Origin of the sequence: Rhodococcus sp. WAY2, from assembly GCF_009859915.1 — a bacterium.
Classification (GTDB): Bacteria; Actinomycetota; Actinomycetes; order Mycobacteriales; family Mycobacteriaceae; genus Rhodococcus_F; species Rhodococcus_F oxybenzonivorans.
Genome location: NZ_CP046572.1, coordinates 1,810,013 through 1,828,271, shown reverse-complemented (window position 1 = coordinate 1,828,271; position 18,259 = coordinate 1,810,013). Strand labels below are relative to the sequence as shown.

The window sequence follows — 18,259 nt, the reverse complement described above, 5'->3', positions numbered from 1 at the left end:
ACCGGGACCGGAAGTGATCAACGAGCGAAGAGACGTCTCCGCTTGCGGGCGACAGCCACCATTTCGACCTTGTCCGTCATCTTCACCCGGGGTCGGCCGGACCCTTCCGCGCGCGCAGTCTCGGCCTTGTCGATCGCCCGCCAGCCGGTGAAACCGATCTGCTCCGGCTGCCGGCGCTCGACGAGCTTCTTGACGTCCTTGCGGGTTCCGACGTCGCCGCGAAGTTTGCCCGCCTCGAAGTCCTCGAGCAGGGCGGCGACCGTCTCCTTGGCGCACGCCTTGTTGGTTCCGATGACACCGCTGGGACCGCGCTTGATCCACCCGGTGACGTACACGCGGTCGGATACGCGGCCGCGTTCGTTGGGGATGACGCCACGTTTCTCGTCGAACGCGACGCCACCCACGGGATTGCCGCGGTAGCCGATGGAGCGGAGCACGAGAGAGGTGTCGAGCGAGCCGGTGTCGTCGACGGGCCGGGCGACGACGGCGCCGGACTCGTCGACGACGAGTTCGTTGCGACCGAAGCGCAGCGCCTCGGCCCTACCGGATCCCGTGATGTCGAGCGGGGACGTCAGGTACCGGAACACGATCCGCTTGTGTCCGGGCCGCGGAGTGCGTGCGGCGAACTCCTGCGCCAGCCGGACCTTCATCGCAGTGGCCGGGTCGTCGAGCAATGCGCGGCTGCCGTCATCGAGATCGAGATCGGCCTCGTCGATAACGACGTCCACGTTCTCGAGATCGCCGAGCGCAAGGAACTCGGGGTTGCTGTATGCCGCCTGAGCGGGACCTCGACGACCCAGGAGAACAACCTCCTCGATGTTGCTGTTGCGCAATGCAGCAAGTGCGTGATCGGCGATGTCCGTCCGTTCCAGCTCCGCCACGTTCATCGTGAGGATGCGGGCGACGTCCAGCGCGACGTTGCCGTTTCCGACGATCACGGCCCGCTTCCCGGAGAGGTCGAACGCGCGATCGGCATAGTCCGGGTGGCCGTTGTACCAGGCAACGAACTCGGTGGCAGCATGCACTCCGGGCAGGTCCTCACCGGGGATGTTCAACCGTCGGTCGCTCGACGCGCCCACGGCGTAGACGACCGCGTGATGGTTCCGGAGGAGCTCGTCGTGGGTGATGTGCTTGCCGACCTCGACGTTGAGGTGAAATTCGAAGTTCGGGCGGTCCAGGCTCCACTCGAACATCCGCGTCACCTCCTTGGTACCGGGATGGTCCGGCGCGACCCCGGCGCGGACGAGGCCCCACGGCGTCGGCAGCTTCTCGAACATGTCGACCTCGACGTCGGAGCGCTCGAGCAGCTCACCGGCGGCGTAGCAGGCAGCAGGCCCGGCACCGACGACGGCGACCCGCAGCTTCCCCAGATCCCGTCGCGGCGGGGTGGCGGGAGTGAGCGGAAGCCACCCCGTCGGCATGGGGTTGGTCGTGTAATAGTCGGCGTTGATGTCCTTGTAGCGGGTGAGCGATCCCAGGAGCTTGTCTTCCGGGAAGATCGCGTCCACGGGACAGGCGTCGACGCACGCCCCGCAGTCGATGCAGGTCTCGGGGTCGATGTGGAGCATCTCGGTCTGAGCGAACTCCCGCTCCTCCGGCGTCGGATGGATGCAGTTCACGGGGCAAGCGGAGACACAGCTCGCGTCGTTGCAGCACGCCTGCGTGATGACATATGCCATTTGCGGATTCCTCACACCTGTTCGGACCATGTGTTCGTGTGTGTTACACGAAGTAACAGTTATGGAAACTGTACTGAGAAACGCGTCTCCGAACAACCCTCGCCGCCGAATGCGAGAATCAGGAGACTGTCCACGAGCGAAGGAAACGCACCTTGTCACTCGATCAGCCACTGGCCGTGCTCCCCGATCGCGGCCGAGTTTTCGAGACTTCGTGGCCCGTACGCACCGGGGACATCGACGCGGCCAAGCGACTGCGCCTCGACGGGATCGCCCGCTACCTGCAGGACGCCGGGCTGGACAACCTCGAGGCCGTCGACGCCGCCGAGAGCCACCCCCTGTGGATAGTCCGCCGGACGGTCATCGACATCATCCGTCCGGCGGTGTGGCCTGAACGCGTGCACCTTCGCCGCTGGTGTTCGGGGTTGTCCACCCGATGGACGAACATGCGGGTGCAGATCGAAGGCGAAAAGGGCGCGCTGATCGAGACCGAAGGTTTCTGGATTCATATCAGCGCCGAAACCGGGATGCCGACGCGTATCGAGGACGGGTTCATCGATGCACTCGGTGAGTCCGCCAACGAAACGCGCTTGAAGTGGAAGCGCTGGTTGGTCGAGGACGCTCCGTCGACCGACGAGGAAGGCGTCGAGGAGACGCCATTCGGGCTGCGCCGCACCGACATCGACCCGTTCGACCACGTCAACAACGCCGTCTACTGGCAAGCGGTGGAAGAGTTGTTGGCCGATCACGAGCACCCGGGTGGCGGCCGCCTCGTCGACAACCCGCATCGCGCCGTGCTCGAGTACCTGTCGCCGATCGTGTCGACGGACAAGATCGTTCTTCGCTCGCGCCGCGACGACACGTCGTTGACGGTGTGGTTCCTGGTCGACGACACCGTGCGGGCAGTCGCCAAGGTTGGTCCCCTCTCCGTGTGATCAGACCATCTGCTGGATACCGATCACCCGCAGCACATCGAGCTTCGCCCGGGCGTCCGAACCCGGTTGCGGCAGGTACACCAGCAGGTGCTGGTAGGCGCTCGGCGTCAGAAGCGTCTCGCACACGAGGTCGATCCGTCCGACCTCCGCGTGGAGCACGCTCTTGGTGTCGGAGCGGCGGACCGCCACGTCATGACGGTCCCACAGTGCGGCGAACTCGGGGCTGCGCTCGCGGAGTCGAGTCACCAATTCCGTCACGTCGGCGTCGCCCGCCCGACGCGCCGCGGTAGCCCGCAGATCCGCGATCTGGTTTGCGGCGAGCCGCTCGTGTTCATCGTCGGGGAACATGGAGCGTTCCTCCGGGTGCACGAAATACCGCCACGGAAGGTAGCGGTCGAGACCGGAGAACGCGGACGCGTCCCCGAACAGGGCGACGTGCATGCGGTTCTGCATCAGCACCTCACCGAGGTCGGAGATGACGCAGGCCGGGGTGTCGTCGAGCTTGTCCAGCAGGTGCAGAAGTCCCGGTCCGACGTGCTTGTCCCCTGCCGCTCGCAGCGGTGGCACCTGTCCCGACAACAAGTAGAGATGGTCACGCTGGTCATCGTTCAGCCTCAGTGCCCGCGCAAGGGAGGCCAGTACCGAGGTCGACGGGTGCGGCCCGCGAGCCTGCTCGAGCCGGGTGTAGTAGTCGGTGGACATACCTGCGAGCAGCGCGACCTCATCGCGTCGCAGTCCGGGTGTCCGGCGCCGGACACCCGGCGGTAAGCCCACATCCGCCGGGACCAACTGCTCTCTGCGACGGCGGAGGAAGTCGGCCAGCTCGGTGCGGTCCATGGACCAACTGTGCCCCACACCTGAATGCTCTGCCAGGGATCGCCGGTCCCCCGATGAAGGGTCTCTGGTTGTCGTGTCCCGAGCGGATCACGCTGGTGTCGGTCCCACACCACGACGACCGTCAGGAGCACATCATGGTCCCCACAACCTCACTCGGAACCACAGGTCCCACCGTCAGCCGGATCGGACTCGGTGCCATGGGCATGTCCGGGATGTACGGCCGGTCGGAAGACGCGGAGTCGACCGCAACGATCCACGCCGCCCTCGATGAGGGAATCGACCTCATCGACACCGGCGACTTCTACGGGTCCGGTCACAACGAGACCCTGATCGGGGCAGCGCTGTCCGGACGCAGGCGCGAGGACGTCACGTTGAGCGTGAAGTTCGGCGCAATGCGCGGACCGGGAGGCAGGTGGGGCGGAGTCGACAACCGGCCCGACTCGATCCGCAACTTCCTCGCCTACTCGCTGCAGCGACTCGGCGTCGACTACATCGACATCTACCGTCCCGCCCGCCTCGACCCCAGCGTGCCGATCGAGGACACTGTCGGCGCGATCGGCGAACTGGTCGAGGCCGGCTACGTGCGGCATATCGGCCTGTCGGAGGTGGGCCCCGAGACGATCCGCCGAGCAGCCGCCGTGCATCCCATCGCCGACCTCCAGATCGAGTACTCGCTGATCTCGCGCGGCATCGAGAACGAGATCCTCCCCCTGTGCCGCGAACTCGGCATCGGCGTCACCGCGTACGGGGTGCTGTCCCGCGGTCTGCTCAGCGACTCACTGCGATCGAATTCCGCGCTGGCGCCCGACGATTTCCGCGCCTACAGCCCGCGCTTCCAGGGTGAGAACCTCCGACAGAATCTGCGGCTCGTCGACACGATGGCCGAACTCGCCGCGCAACACGGGGTGACCGTCGCACAACTCGCGATCGCCTGGGTGCTCGCGCAGGGAGGCGACATCGTCCCGGTCGTCGGCGCCCGCAAGGTCACCCGCCTCACCGAAACGCTCGGCGCGCTCGACGTGCACCTGAGCGCCGCGGACCTGGCCGGCATTGCCGCAGCGGTTCCCGATTCCGCGGTCGCCGGCGACCGCTACGCACCCGCGCAGATGGCCCAGCTCGACAGTGAACGGACCACGGTCGGGCAAAGCTAGTTCACAGCGCCGCGGCGGCCGGCGACCAACGGCTGCAGGAACTCGGCCCAGCGGGCGAACACCTGGTAGTGGCCGCCGCCCACCCAGACATGGGTGTCGGCGGCGCCGAGTCGCTGGGCGAGGCGCCGATACATCTCCGGGGCGAGGATGTCGTCGGCGTCGCCGTAGAACACGTCGACCGGCTGGGAGATGTCCTCGGGCACGAACCCCCACTCCAGGAACGCCCACATGTCGTCGAGAACTCCGACGCCACCCTGCACCAGAGCCTCTCCCATCTCCTCCTCGAACATCTGCTCCAGCACCGGGTCGAGCAGCACGTCCCGGTCCGCGGGGGCCTCCTCGGCGAGGTGTGTGACGAACTTCTGCAGATCGCGGCGGGACGCTTTCGACTCGTGTCGCGCTGCAGCGGTGGCGACGAAACGAGCATGGTTGAGTCGCCAGATCATGCGCAGGTCGCGATTGAGCACGAGGTCCCGGGAGCCTCCCTCGTCGAACGGGCCGAGCGGGGAGGCCAGCACCAACCGGGTGACCCTGTCACCGAGCAGGTGCGCGGCGGCCAACGCGTGCGGTCCACCGCCGGACCAGCCGGCGATGGCGAATCGCTCGATCTCCAGCTCGTCCGCGAGAGCGGCGAGATCCTGCGGCCAGTCCAGCAGACTCCGGCCCCGCAGCTGGGTGGAGCCCCCCACGCCGGGGCGGTCAGCGGTGATCAGCCGCAAGCCGAGCGACCGGGTGAGGGTGTCGTCGGGGTACCGGGCGAGACGGGAGTCCCCGGTGCCGTGGGCGAAGAACACGGGCATGCCGTCGACGTCGCCCCACTCTTCGTACGCGAGTGTCCGACCGTCGGCTAGCTGGAGGGAGGCCACGGCTGCGACGCTACCGGCCCCTGCGGGGCCCGTCTCGACAATCCGAAACCATGCCTTAGCGTCTAGCCATGGCCACGCACAAGACCCCGCACAGCCGCACGCTGATCCTCATGCGGCACGGGAAGTCGGCATACCCGGCAGGAGTCGCCGACCACGACCGCCCGCTCGCCCCTCGGGGCCGACGCCAGGCCGCGATGGCCGGAGACTGGCTCAGGGCGATGCAGCCACCCGTCGATGCGGTGTTGTGCTCGACCTCGGTGCGCACCCGCGACACCCTCGCCGCCGCAGGGGTCACTGCACCAACTACCTTCAGCGAGGCGCTCTATGGTGCGTACCCCGCGCAGGTGCTCGCCGAGATCGCAGAGACCGACGCATCGGTGCGCACTCTGCTGGTGGTCGGACACGACCCCGGAATGCCCACAACCGCACTCGATCTGGCGGGCAACCCCGACACCGGGGATGCGGTGGCGATACGCGAGAAGTTCCCGACATCCGCACTCGCCGTGCTCACCGTCCCGTGCAGCTGGACCGAACTCACCTCGAGCTCGGCGTCGCTGACCACGTTCCACGTTCCGCGGTAGCACAGGCCCGACACAGAAAGGCCCCACCCCCGAAGAGAAAGGGGTGGGGCCTGGTCTGGGTGAACGGCCGACGAGTCCTGAGACTCGTCAACCACTCACAGGGGCTGCGCCCCTACCGGTAATCGTTGCTGAACCCGTAATCGTCCAGCGGCACTGCAGCACCGGTGTTCTGGCCGAAGCCGTCCGGGCTGTAGTACTGGTCGTCGTAGGACGGAACCGCGTACGCCGCCGCACGTGCCTCTTCGGTGGGCTGAACCTGGATGTTGCGGTAACGGTTGATACCGGTACCGGCGGGGATCAGCTTTCCGATGATCACGTTTTCCTTCAGACCGATCAGCTTGTCCGAGCGGCAGTTGATTGCCGCATCGGTCAGCACGCGAGTGGTCTCCTGGAACGACGCCGCAGACAGCCACGAGTCGGTGGCCAGCGATGCCTTGGTGATACCCATGAGCACCGGACGACCGGCCGCAGGCTCGCCACCTTCGGACACGACCCGACGGTTGGCCGCCTCGAAGTCGGCCCGCTCGGTCAACGAACCGGGCAGGAACTCCGTGGCACCCGAGTCGATGATCGTCACGCGACGCAGCATCTGGCGCACGATGACCTCGATGTGCTTGTCGTGGATCGACACACCCTGGCTCCGGTACACCTCCTGGACCTCGTTGACGAGGTGGATCTGCACCTGGCGGGGGCCCATGACACGCAGCACCTCGTGGGGATCGGCAGCACCTTCCATGAGCTGCTGACCGACCTCGACGTGGTCACCGTCGGCCAGAAGGCGTTCGGTGCCGTCCTCGTGCTTGAAGACACGCAGACGCTGACGCTTCGAGAGCTTGTCGTAGACAACCTCTTCGCCACCGTCGTCCGGGACGATGGTGATCTTGTAGAAGCGGTCGCCGTCCTCGAGCTGGACACGTCCGGTGACGTCGGCGATCGGGGCCTTGCCCTTGGGGACGCGGGCCTCGAACAGTTCCTGAACACGCGGCAGACCACCGGTGATGTCGTCTCCTGCGACACCACCCTGGTGGAACGTACGCATGGTCAGCTGGGTGCCGGGCTCACCGATGGACTGTGCGGCGACGATACCGACGGCCTCACCGATGTCGACCAGCTTGCCGGTGGCCATGCTGCGGCCGTAGCAGGTGGCGCAGACGCCGGTGCCGGTGGTGCAGGTGAGCACCGAACGGACCTTGACCTGCGTGATACCCGCTTCGAGCAGCGCATCGATAGCCGGGTCGCCCAGGTCGTGACCACGCTCGACGATGACGTTGCCGTTCGCGTCGACCGCGTCGGCGGCCAGCGTACGGGCGTACGTGCTGGTCTCGACGTGAGCATCGCGGATCATCGTGCCATCGGGCTGCTTCTCCGCGATGGTGGTGACGATGCCACGCTCGGTTCCACAGTCGACCTCACGAACGATGACGTCCTGCGACACGTCCACCAGACGACGGGTCAGGTAACCCGAGTCGGCGGTACGCAGCGCGGTGTCGGCCAGACCCTTACGGGCACCGTGCGTGTTGATGAAGTATTCGAGAACGGTCAGGCCTTCCTTGAAGGAAGACTTGATCGGACGCGGGATGAACTCACCCTTCGGGTTGGTCACCAGACCCTTCATACCGGCGAGCGAACGAACCTGAGTCATGTTGCCGGCGGCGCCGGACTTCACGATCATCGGGATCGGGTTGTCGTCGGGGAAGTGGGCCTCCATGGCCTTACCGACCTCGTCGGTGGCCTCGGACCAGATCTTGACCAGGGCACTGTTGCGCTCGGTCTTGTTCAGGGCACCACGCTGGTACTTCTTCTCGATCTGATCGGCCTGAGCCTCGAAGGACTCCATGATCTGAGCCTTCTCCGGCGGCACGAGGACGTCGGAGATGGAGACCGTGACACCGGAACGCGTGGCCCAGTAGAAGCCGGCGTCCTTCAGCTTGTCGACGGTCTGCGCGACCACGATCATGGGGTAACGCTCGGCGAGGTCGTTGATGATCGTCGCCTGACGCTTCTTCGGCATCTGCTCGTTGACGAACGGGTAGTCCGCCGGGAGCAGCTCGTTGAAGAGCACCCGACCCAGGGTCGTCTCCGCGGTCCAGCCGTCACCGTAGTTCCAGCCCTCGGGGAACAGCTCCGACTCGAGGTCACGAGGCGGGCGCTGCTGCGTGAGCCGCACCTTGATCTTCGCCTGGACGACCAGCGCACCACGATCGACGGCCATCTGAGCCTCGGCAGGCGAGGAGTACACGCCCTGTTCGGCGCCCTCTCCGTCGGAAGCCTTCAGCTCGCCGGTGGCGCCCTCGTCCAACCGGGTCAGGTGGTACAGACCGGTGACCATGTCCAGACGCGGCATGGCGAGCGGTCGACCCGACGCGGGCGAGAGGATGTTGTTCGACGACAGCATCAGGATGCGCGCCTCGGCCTGCGCCTCCGCGGACAGCGGAAGGTGCACGGCCATCTGGTCACCGTCGAAGTCGGCGTTGAACGCCTCACACACCAGCGGGTGGAGCTGGATGGCCTTGCCCTCGACCAGCTGCGGCTCGAAGGCCTGGATGCCCAGGCGGTGCAGCGTCGGTGCACGGTTCAGCAGCACGGGGTGCTCGGCGATGACCTCTTCGAGGACGTCCCACACCTGTGCGCGCTGACGTTCCACCATGCGCTTGGCGGACTTGATGTTCTGCGCGTGGTTCAGGTCGACCAGACGCTTCATCACGAACGGCTTGAACAGCTCGAGAGCCATCAGCTTGGGCAGACCACACTGGTGCAGCTTCAGCTGAGGACCGACGACGATGACGGAACGACCCGAGTAGTCGACGCGCTTACCGAGCAGGTTCTGACGGAATCGACCCTGCTTGCCTTTGAGCAGGTCGCTCAGGGACTTCAGCGGGCGGTTACCGGGACCGGTGACCGGACGGCCGCGACGGCCGTTGTCGAAGAGTGCGTCCACCGACTCCTGCAGCATCCGCTTCTCGTTGTTGACGATGATCTCGGGAGCCCCGAGGTCGATCAGTCGCTTGAGGCGGTTGTTGCGGTTGATGACGCGGCGGTACAGGTCGTTCAGGTCGGACGTGGCGAAACGTCCACCGTCGAGCTGCACCATCGGCCGCAGCTCCGGCGGGATCACCGGAACGGCGTTGAGAACCATGCCCATCGGCGAGTTCTGGTTCGTCTGGAAAGCTGCGACGACCTTGAGACGCTTCAGTGCGCGGAGCTTCTTCTGCCCCTTGCCGCTGCGGATGGTCTCACGCAGGTTCTCCGCTTCGGCGTCGATGTCGAAGTTCTCCATCAACTTCTGGATCGACTCGGCGCCCATGGCACCGGTGAAGTACTCGCCGTAGCGGTCGACCAGCTCGCGGTACAGCAGCTCGTCGACGATGAGCTGCTTGACGCTCAGCTTGGTGAACGTGGTCCAGATCTCGTCGAGACGATCCAGCTCGCGCTGGGCGCGATCGCGGAGCTGACGCATCTCGCGCTCGCCGCCGTCCTTGACCTTGCGGCGGACGTCGGACTTTGCGCCCTCGGCCTCGAGTTCGGCAATGTCGGCCTCGAGCTTCTGCGCGCGAGCCTCGAGGTCGGCGTCACGCTGATCCGCGACAGCCTTCTTCTCGACCTGCATCTCGGCTTCGAGCGTGGAGAGCTCATTGTGACGCAGTTCCTCGTCGACACCGACGATTACGTATGCGGCGAAGTAGATGATCTTTTCGAGATCCTTCGGCGCAAGATCGAGCAGGTAGCCGAGCCGGCTGGGCACGCCCTTGAAGTACCAGATGTGGGTGACCGGGGCAGCCAGTTCGATGTGGCCCATCCGCTCACGGCGAACCTTGGCGCGAGTGACCTCGACGCCGCAACGCTCACAGATGATGCCCTTGAAACGGACACGCTTGTACTTACCGCAGTAGCACTCCCAGTCCCGGGTGGGGCCGAAGATCTTCTCGCAGAAGAGGCCGTCCTTCTCGGGCTTGAGCGTGCGGTAGTTGATGGTCTCCGGCTTCTTGACCTCGCCGTAGGACCAATTGCGGATGTCCTCTGCACTGGCGAGGCCAATGCGGAGTTCATCGAAGAAGTTGACGTCGAGCACGTAACTTCCTTTCCCCAGAGGGATTGTGGATCAGCGGTGGCCGCTGATACCTGACTGCCAATTCAAATGTGAACTACGCCCCCGGGCCCCTGATTTCTCACGGGCCCGGAGACCGAAACCTAGTTCGCGAGGTCGTCGACCGTGGCCGCTTCGTTCCGGGACAAGTTGATGCCCAGGTTCGCCGCGGCGCGCTCGAGGTCCTCGTCGTCGCCGTCCGCCATCGCGATGGCCGCACCGTCCGAGGACAGCACCTCCACGTTCAGGCAGAGCGACTGAAGCTCCTTGAGGAGCACCTTGAACGACTCCGGGATACCCGGCTCGGGGATGTTCTCGCCCTTGACGATGGCCTCGTACACCTTGACTCGACCCACCACGTCGTCCGACTTGATGGTGAGCAGTTCCTGCAGCGTGTAAGCCGCGCCGTAGGCCTGCATCGCCCAGCACTCCATCTCACCGAAGCGCTGGCCACCGAACTGGGCCTTACCGCCGAGCGGCTGCTGGGTGATCATCGAGTACGGACCGGTCGAACGAGCGTGGATCTTGTCGTCGACCAGGTGGTGCAGCTTGATGATGTACATGTAGCCGACCGACACCGGGTACGGGAACGGCTCGCCGGAACGGCCGTCGAACAAGGTGGCCTTTCCGTCGGACGCGACCATCACTTCGCCGTCACGGTTCGGCAGTGTCGAACCGAGAAGACCGGTGAGCTCGTCTTCCTTGGCACCGTCGAACACGGGGGTGGCGATGTTGGAGTCGGCGGGAGCGGACAGCATCTCCTCCGGCAGCTGCTCGGCCCAATCGGGACGCGAGCCGTCGCCGGCGACCTGCACGTTCCAGCCCGTCTTGCCGATCCACCCGAGGTGGGTCTCCAAGATCTGACCGATGTTCATACGACGCGGAACACCGTGGGTGTTCAGGATGATGTCCACCGGGGTGCCGTCGGGCAGGAACGGCATGTCCTCCTGGGGGAGGATCTTGCCGATGACGCCCTTGTTGCCGTGGCGGCCGGCGAGCTTGTCGCCGTCCTGGATCTTGCGCTTCTGTGCCACGTAGACGCGGACCAGCTCGTTGACACCGGGGGGCAGATCGTCGTCGTCGTCGCGCGAGAACACGCGGATTCCGATGACCTTGCCGGTCTCACCGTGCGGAACCTTGAGCGACGTGTCGCGGACCTCACGAGCCTTCTCACCGAAGATGGCGCGCAGCAGGCGCTCCTCGGGGGTCAGCTCGGTCTCGCCCTTGGGCGTGACCTTTCCGACCAGCACGTCACCGTCACGAACCTCGGCACCGATACGGATGATGCCGCGCTCGTCGAGGTCGGCGAGGACCTCGTCGGAGACGTTCGGGATGTCCCGAGTGATCTCCTCGGCACCGAGCTTGGTGTCGCGGGCATCGATCTCGTGCTCCTCGATGTGGATCGAGGTGAGAACGTCCTCCTCCACGAGGCGCTGCGACAGGATGATCGCGTCCTCGTAGTTGTGGCCTTCCCACGGCATGATCGCGACGAGGAGGTTCTTTCCGAGGGCCATCTCACCGTTTTCGGTGCAGGGGCCGTCGGCGAGGACCTGTCCGGTCTCGACACGCTGTCCCTCGTCCACGATCGGACGCTGGTTGGCACAGGTGCCCTGATTCGAACGCGCGAACTTGCGCATCCGGTAGGTCTTGCGGGTTCCGTCGTCGGCCATGACCGTGACGTAGTCCGCGGAGACCTCTTCCACGACACCGGTCTTCTCGGTGATGATGACGTCGCCGGCGTCGACTGCAGCCCGCAGCTCCATGCCGGTGCCGACCAGCGGAGCCTCACTGCGAACGAGCGGCACCGCCTGACGCTGCATGTTCGCGCCCATGAGGGCACGGTTGGCGTCGTCGTGCTCGAGGAACGGGATCATCGCGGTTGCGACGGACACCATCTGTCGCGGCGAGACGTCCATGTAGTCGATGTCGGCGGACGACACGAACTCGACCTCGCCGCCCTTACGACGAACCAGAATGCGGTCGTCGGTGAAGTGACCGTTGGCGTCGATGGCCGAGTTGGCCTGGGCGACGACGTGGCGGTCCTCTTCGTCCGCGGTCAGGTAGTCGACCTGGTCCGTGACCTGGCCGTCGACGACCTTGCGGTACGGCGTCTCGATGAAGCCGAACGGGTTGACCCGTGCGTACACCGACAACGAACCGATCAGACCGATGTTCGGACCCTCAGGGGTCTCGATCGGGCACATGCGGCCGTAGTGCGACGGGTGAACGTCTCGCACCTCCAGACCAGCCCTTTCGCGCGACAGACCGCCCGGGCCGAGGGCGGACAGACGACGCTTGTGCGTCAGCCCCGACAGCGGGTTGTTCTGGTCCATGAACTGCGACAGCTGGGAGGTTCCGAAGAACTCCTTGATCGCAGCGACGACGGGCCGGATGTTGATCAGTGTCTGCGGCGTGATCGCCTCGACGTCCTGGGTGGTCATGCGCTCACGAACCACACGCTCCATGCGGGACAGGCCCACGCGGATCTGGTTCTGGATGAGCTCACCGACCGTGCGCAGGCGACGGTTACCGAAGTGGTCGATGTCGTCGACCTCGACGGGGACCGTGACGCCGCCGGGGGCGGTCATCTCGGTGTCACCGGCGTGCAGGCGCACCAGGTACTCGATGGTGGCGACAATGTCTTCCTCGGTGAGGGTCGACGCCACGATCGGCTGCCCGGTGTTCAGGCCCAGCTTCTTGTTGATCTTGTAGCGACCCACGCGTGCCAGGTCGTACCGCTTGTCCTTGAAGAACAGGTTCTCCAGCAGCGTCTGCGCGCTCTCCTTGGTGGGCGGCTCGCCCGGGCGCAGCTTGCGGTAGATGTCGAGCAGCGCCTCGTCGGTGCCCGCGGTGTTGTCCTTCTCCAGCGTGGCCATGAGGATCTCCGAGAAGCCGAAACGCTCGGTGATCTGCTCGGTGGTCCAGCCGAGGGCCTTCAGCAGCACGGTGACGGGCTGACGACGCTTGCGGTCGATGCGGACACCAACGGTGTCGCGCTTGTCGACGTCGAACTCGAGCCATGCACCACGGCCGGGGATGACCTTGACGCTGTGCAGGTCCTTCTCGGTGCCCTTGTCGACCGAATGGTCGAAGTACACGCCAGGGGAACGCACCAGCTGCGAGACGACGACGCGCTCGGTGCCGTTGATGATGAACGTGCCCTTGTCGGTCATCATCGGGAAGTCACCCATGAAGACCGTCTGGCTCTTGATCTCACCGGTGTTGTTGTTGATGAACTCCGCGGTGACGAACAACGGCGCCGCGTAGGTCATGTCTTTGTCTTTGCACTCGTCCGTCGAGGCCTTGACCTCGTCGAAGCGTGGGTCCGAGAAGGACAGAGACATCGAGCCCGAGAAGTCCTCGATCGGAGAAAGCTCCGCGAGAATGTCCTCGAGACCGCCGGAGATTGCGCTGTCGCCACGAGCGGCGGCGCGCTCGCGCCAGCTCTGCGCACCGATCAACCACTCGAACGAATCGGTTTGTACATCAAGAAGCCCGGGAACTTCGAGGGGTTCGCGAATTTTCGCGAACGAAACCCTCTTCGGGGCTCCGGGGATTCCGGAAACTGCCTTGGTCTGGCTAGAGACTGCCAAGATGCGTCCTTCCAGCACCTCACGCGGGCCGCTCTGTGCTGTTGCGACCGCCGCTGTATCTGCTTTGAATTTCGCTGGTTACAACCCGAACGAAACCCGTCACAGAGGCGAGAAGTGGAAACACTTCACAGCAGTTGAGACGAGAGGTGGACAGGAGGCAGCCAGCGCAACGTCCAAAAGTACACCCAAACTCAGCAGATGTCGAGTCGGGCAGCCGAAGGAGCACCCAGCCGGGCGCTCGGCCATGCGCCGGAAGCGCATGTTCACGCATCAGAGTGACGCGTGATCACCCCGGCGTCAAGAGTCAGCGTGCGTGTCGCGTCGTCTCCGCGTCGTCGAGAACCGCCCGCCGCGCCTGTTCACCACCCCTTCCCCGCAGCCCGGGGGCGGTGAACAATATGCCCACGCGATCGCCGAGACCTCGGGGGAAGGAGGGCCGTGACGCGCTGGAGTGCTCTCGTCGTTGCCCGCCCGAAGCTGGTCCTGACGGCGGTGATTTTTCTCGTGCTGGCGAGCGGCGCCTGGGGTTCGGGGGTGTTCGACCGGCTGAGCCTGGGTGGGTACACCGACCCAGGGAGCGAATCGGCGGGCGTCGAGAACCTGATCGAGGAGGAGTTCGGCCGCCAGACGCCCGACCTCGCGGTGACCTACACGGCACGTCCCGGAGAGTCGATCGACGCCCTGGGTCCCGAGGTGTCCGCGCGGCTGGCGCAGATCGATCCGGCTGCGCTCGCCAACACTCCCCTCTCGTACTGGACGGCGCCGGCGCAGGCCCGGGAGTTTCTGCGCTCCACCGACGGCACCGAGGGACTCGTCGTCCTGTCTCTACGCGGCAGCGAGAACACCAGGATCGCCGCGTACCACGATCTCGCACCCCTTCTCCTCATCGACGGTGTGAATACCGAGTTCAGCGGATTCAGCGTGATCGCCAATGCGTACAACGAGGAGTCGGAGAGCGACCTGATCACGGCCGAAGCCATTTCCTTCCCGATCCTCCTGGTCTTGCTCCTTGTCATTTTCGGCGGACTCGTGGGGGCCGCCGTCCCGCTGTGCATCGGCGGCCTCGCGATCCTGGGCGCACTCGGTGCACTGCGAGGAATCTCCTACTTCACCGAGGTCAGCGCGTTCTCGATCAATATCGCCAGCCTCGTCGGGCTGGGGATGTCCGTCGACTACGGGCTGTTCGTCGTAACCCGCTTCCGTGAGGAACTGCGGTCCGGGGCCGAGACCTCGGACGCTGTTCAGCGCACGATGGCCACCGCTGGACGGACCGTGGGGTTCTCCGCACTCCTCCTCGTCTGCGGGTTCGTGGGCATGCTCGTCTTCCCGCAGGCGCTGGTCCGGTCGTTCGCCTACGGGGGCATGGCAGCCATCGGTATCGCCGCAGTCCTGTCGCTGTCGGCGCTACCCGCCGCACTCACCGTCCTCGGCCCCCGAATCAACTCGCTCACCTGGCGCCCGGGGGTGGTCGAACGTAGCGAGGACCGGGCACACCGATTCTGGGGCGGTGTCGCCGCCCGGGTGATGCGGCGGCCCGTCGCTGTTGCCGTCGGTATCGTCGCCGGACTGCTGGTCCTCTCCGCCCCGCTCGTCGGCGCCTCGCTCGGCGACCTGGATCACACCGGGCTGCCGGCGGGTCATCCGGCCCGTCTCGCCGTCGACGATCTGGCCACCGACTTCCCGCTCGCCAACAACGGTGCGACTCTCGTCCTGTTCGGCACCGACGGCAAGGCTCCGCCGGCTTCGGCGACCGCGGAGTTCTTTCAGGCGACGGCGGAGGTGGCGGGCGTTCGCCGCGTGGTTCCGGTCGGCACCACGGAAAGCTTCACCGCAATCCGGGCCATCTTCGACGACGCCGACAGAACGGAAGGGGCGATGACGACGGCAGCCACTCTCCGCGAGCTCCCGGCGCCGGCAGGCACCGAGAAACACATCGGCGGACTCAACGCCCTCACCGCCGACGGGCTGGACTCGATGGGCGCCACACTGCCGTGGATGATCGGGATCATGGTGGCCGTCACCTTCGCCCTGATGGTCCCGGCTTTCGGCTCCGTCGTCCTGCCGCTGAAGGCGATCGCGATGGCCACCCTCAGCCTCGCCGCCTCGTTCGGCATCCTCACGTGGATTTTCGAGGACGGTCACGGAGCCGAACTACTCGGTGTGACGCCGGGCCCACTGCCCGCGACGATGGTCGTCCTCATCATCGCCGTCGTGTTCGGACTCTCCACCGACTACGAGATCTTCCTGATGTCGCGGATGGTCGAGGCCCACGAGCAGGGCGCGTCAACGGAAGATGCCGTGCGGATCGGCACCGCGCACACCGGCCGCATCGTCACGGCCGCGGCCGCACTTCTCATCGTTGTCACGGGAGCCTTCACCTTCTCGGACCTGACGATGATGCGGTTCATCGGCCTGGGCATGATCGTGGCCTTGATCATCGACGCCACCGTGATCCGGATGATGCTCGTCCCCGCCCTCGTCGCACTGATGGGTGAGGCGAACTGGTGGGCGCCCGGATTCCTCACGCCGCGACGGGTACCGTCCGACGCGAATGGGAACTCGAAAACCGTTGCGGCACAGACTTTTCCGGTCGACACGTCACCCCGATAGGCACACCGAACCGCACTACCCCAGTCGCACTGCCGAATTCGTTGTTCAGCTGACTACACGGTTCAGCTGACTACACAGTTCCCGAGGCCGCTCGTCCGGGAGCGTTAATCAGCTCAGCCTTCGCTGTCCGAGATGTCGGACAGCACCCACTTGCCGTCGACCTTCTCCAGCTTGACCGACAACGGAGTTGCCGCACTGCCCTGCGCCACAGCGTCTCCCGTGGCACTTACGTTCATGTGCGCCAAGAGTTCCGCCCTGTCTCCTTCGAGGAAGGTGACACCGATGTCGGTGACCGACGCCTCGGTGGCAGTCTTGGTCTGGATGGCCGCGTCCTTCGTCGTCGCCGCAGTCTGATCGAACTCGGCACGCTTGGCCTCGTTCAAGTAACCACGGGCCTTGTCGAAGTCCTGGTCGATCGTCTCGTAGTTGTAGGTGTACAGCGACTCGATCGCCTCGGTTCCGGCCTTGGTCACCTCCGCGGTGCCACTCTCGTCCACCCACGCGGTGTTGGTGATGTTTCCGCCCGGCTGAAATGCCGCCACGACCGCGAAGATGCCCAGCACCGCTGCGACGGCACCCAGTATCCCCACGAGCTTCCACGTGATACGGCTACTGCCGCTCTCGGGGGTCACCTTCGGAGCCGATTGGGTACTGATACGCGGCTGCAGGTTGGGAACCTTCGCCTTCCCTGCCGCACTTGCCTTGGCCGTGGACACAGTCTTGGCGCCCGGCGCTGCCTTCTTCACCGGCGTCGACTTCGCCATCGACACCGGCTCGCCCGTATCCGCGGGCTTCGTGTCAGCGGTCTTCGTGTCAGCGGTCTTCGTGTCCGGCGTCGCGGCCGTGTCGACGGCAGCCGCTGCCGCCACATTCTCCTGCCCGACAGGGCTTTTCGCGGTCGGGTCCTGCTCAGGATCAGTCGACGACTTCTTCGGAAGTTTCGTCGTGGGCGAAGGCGGCGGAGTTACTCGCGATGCCGGGTCGTTGACACGGTTGCGGGTTCCCGCTACCCGGGGACGCCTGCCCTTTGCAGCGCTGTCCGGCACGTTGTTACGGCGCTTGGGGGGCATAGTTCACCACTTTCTCATTGCACGACGAACTCTCGTCGACGTGGGCACCGCGGCGACGAATCCGGCGCGGCTCATCACAACTACTGACCGCCGGTGTCACCGGGCGCCGGAACCAACTCGGGCGCGGGGGCGGCCGGACCATCGGTCGGTACCGGGGCCTGCTCCCCCGGTGCCGGTACCGGTGCCTGCTCTGCCGGTGCCGGTACCGGTGCCTGCTCTGCCGGTGCCGGTGCGGCGCCGTCGGCGGGCAGCGGGCCGTTTTCGAGGGGGATACGCGCACCCACCGGCTCGACGGAAGACGCCTTCCAGACACCGTCGACGTCCTGCACGTCCAACCTCATGGTGACCTTGGACTTGTCGAAACGGTCAGGCCACGTCGTGGTGACCGCTACGACGACCAGTGCCTTCGCGAGGCCGTCATCCGTGTTCAGCTCCGTCAGAGTGCCCTGCATCAGTTCGGCCTTGCTCGTCGCACCCGACTGGCGCATCTGGTCGGTGAACCCGTCCATGGTCGCCTGAAGATCCTGGTTCATTTTGTCGCCCGTGATGGACGACTTCATGTTCTCGAAGGAACCTTCGAGGTTTGCGGAGTCGACCGAATTGAGGTTGATCGCGGCCTGCTGCGCACCGTTCAACGCGGAATCCCGTGCGTCGGCGATCGGCTTGTCCACGAAGAGCGCTCGCGCCCACCCGAAGCCAAACCATCCGGCTGCAATCACCGCGACCACCACCAGTGCGGTCACCGCAGCAAACGAGGCCTTCAGAGTTCTGTCCTTCCCCGGCGCCGATGAGTTCGACTCCGGGGGCGTGGTAGTTCGCGTCACACCAATACCCTACTGATTGTTTTCTTCGGCTC

Annotated in this window: 11 protein-coding genes; 4 read left to right on the top strand and 7 right to left on the bottom strand. The window is 65.6% G+C overall.

All coding sequences use genetic code 11. The annotated features are described in order from the left end of the window. Window positions 1-17: 17 nt before the first annotated feature. Complete coding sequence (locus tag GFS60_RS08570; RefSeq protein WP_159920401.1) at window positions 18-1,679, bottom strand: FAD-dependent oxidoreductase; 1,662 nt, start codon at window positions 1,677-1,679, stop codon at window positions 18-20. Between the two features lie 152 nt (window positions 1,680-1,831). Between GFS60_RS08570 and GFS60_RS08565 the strand changes: the two genes are divergently transcribed. Next, a complete protein-coding gene (locus GFS60_RS08565; RefSeq protein ID WP_159920399.1) occupies window positions 1,832-2,611 on the top strand; it encodes an acyl-[acyl-carrier-protein] thioesterase in 780 nt (259 codons plus the stop codon). Here GFS60_RS08565 and GFS60_RS08560 read toward each other — a convergent pair whose 3' ends face one another. After that, window positions 2,612-3,448, bottom strand: a complete 837-nt coding sequence (locus tag GFS60_RS08560) for a helix-turn-helix transcriptional regulator (protein WP_159920397.1) — start codon at window positions 3,446-3,448, stop codon at window positions 2,612-2,614. Between the two features lie 134 nt (window positions 3,449-3,582). On the opposite strand from GFS60_RS08560, the gene GFS60_RS08555 reads away from it, so the two are divergent. Continuing rightward, window positions 3,583-4,599: an aldo/keto reductase gene (locus GFS60_RS08555; RefSeq protein ID WP_159920395.1), complete on the top strand. Its 1,017-nt coding sequence runs from the start codon at window positions 3,583-3,585 to the stop codon at window positions 4,597-4,599. Here GFS60_RS08555 and GFS60_RS08550 read toward each other — a convergent pair. Further along, window positions 4,596-5,465 (bottom strand): alpha/beta fold hydrolase, encoded by an 870-nt coding sequence (locus GFS60_RS08550; protein WP_159920393.1) that lies wholly within the window; start codon window positions 5,463-5,465, stop codon window positions 4,596-4,598. The two genes, GFS60_RS08555 and GFS60_RS08550, sit on opposite strands and share 4 nt — an antisense overlap. A 68-nt stretch (window positions 5,466-5,533) precedes the next feature. Here GFS60_RS08550 and GFS60_RS08545 point away from each other — a divergent pair, with 68 nt between their 5' ends. Then, entirely contained in the window at window positions 5,534-6,046 is a 513-nt protein-coding gene (locus GFS60_RS08545) for a SixA phosphatase family protein (RefSeq protein WP_159920391.1), read from the top strand. A gap of 112 nt (window positions 6,047-6,158) precedes the next feature. Here GFS60_RS08545 and GFS60_RS08540 read toward each other — a convergent pair whose 3' ends face one another. After that, window positions 6,159-10,115, bottom strand: a complete 3,957-nt coding sequence (locus GFS60_RS08540; protein ID WP_109327993.1) for a DNA-directed RNA polymerase subunit beta' — start codon at window positions 10,113-10,115, stop codon at window positions 6,159-6,161. A 119-nt stretch (window positions 10,116-10,234) separates the two neighbouring features. Continuing rightward, window positions 10,235-13,741, bottom strand: a complete 3,507-nt coding sequence (gene rpoB / locus GFS60_RS08535; protein WP_109327991.1) for a DNA-directed RNA polymerase subunit beta — start codon at window positions 13,739-13,741, stop codon at window positions 10,235-10,237. A gap of 420 nt (window positions 13,742-14,161) precedes the next feature. Here rpoB and GFS60_RS08530 point away from each other — a divergent pair, with 420 nt between their 5' ends. Next, the gene (locus tag GFS60_RS08530) at window positions 14,162-16,333 is read left to right on the top strand and encodes an MMPL family transporter (RefSeq protein WP_159920389.1); all 2,172 of its coding nucleotides are present in this window, start codon (window positions 14,162-14,164) and stop codon (window positions 16,331-16,333) included. A gap of 113 nt (window positions 16,334-16,446) precedes the next feature. Here the strand turns inward: GFS60_RS08530 and GFS60_RS08525 are convergent, their stop codons facing one another. After that, entirely contained in the window at window positions 16,447-17,403 is a 957-nt protein-coding gene (locus GFS60_RS08525; protein ID WP_159920387.1) for a hypothetical protein, read from the bottom strand. Window positions 17,404-17,483: 80 nt separating this feature from the next. Then, entirely contained in the window at window positions 17,484-18,146 is a 663-nt protein-coding gene (locus GFS60_RS08520) for a hypothetical protein (protein WP_159926984.1), read from the bottom strand. Window positions 18,147-18,259 lie beyond the last annotated feature (113 nt).

Coding starts and splice junctions, on each gene's coding strand:
- GFS60_RS08560 (WP_159920397.1), bottom strand. CDS start 3,448: ATGGACCGCACCGAGCTGGCCGACTTCCTCCGCCGTCGCAGAGAGCAG.
- GFS60_RS08570 (WP_159920401.1), bottom strand. CDS start 1,679: ATGGCATATGTCATCACGCAGGCGTGCTGCAACGACGCGAGCTGTGTC.
- GFS60_RS08545 (WP_159920391.1), top strand. CDS start 5,534: ATGGCCACGCACAAGACCCCGCACAGCCGCACGCTGATCCTCATGCGG.
- GFS60_RS08525 (WP_159920387.1), bottom strand. CDS start 17,403: ATGCCCCCCAAGCGCCGTAACAACGTGCCGGACAGCGCTGCAAAGGGC.
- GFS60_RS08555 (WP_159920395.1), top strand. CDS start 3,583: ATGGTCCCCACAACCTCACTCGGAACCACAGGTCCCACCGTCAGCCGG.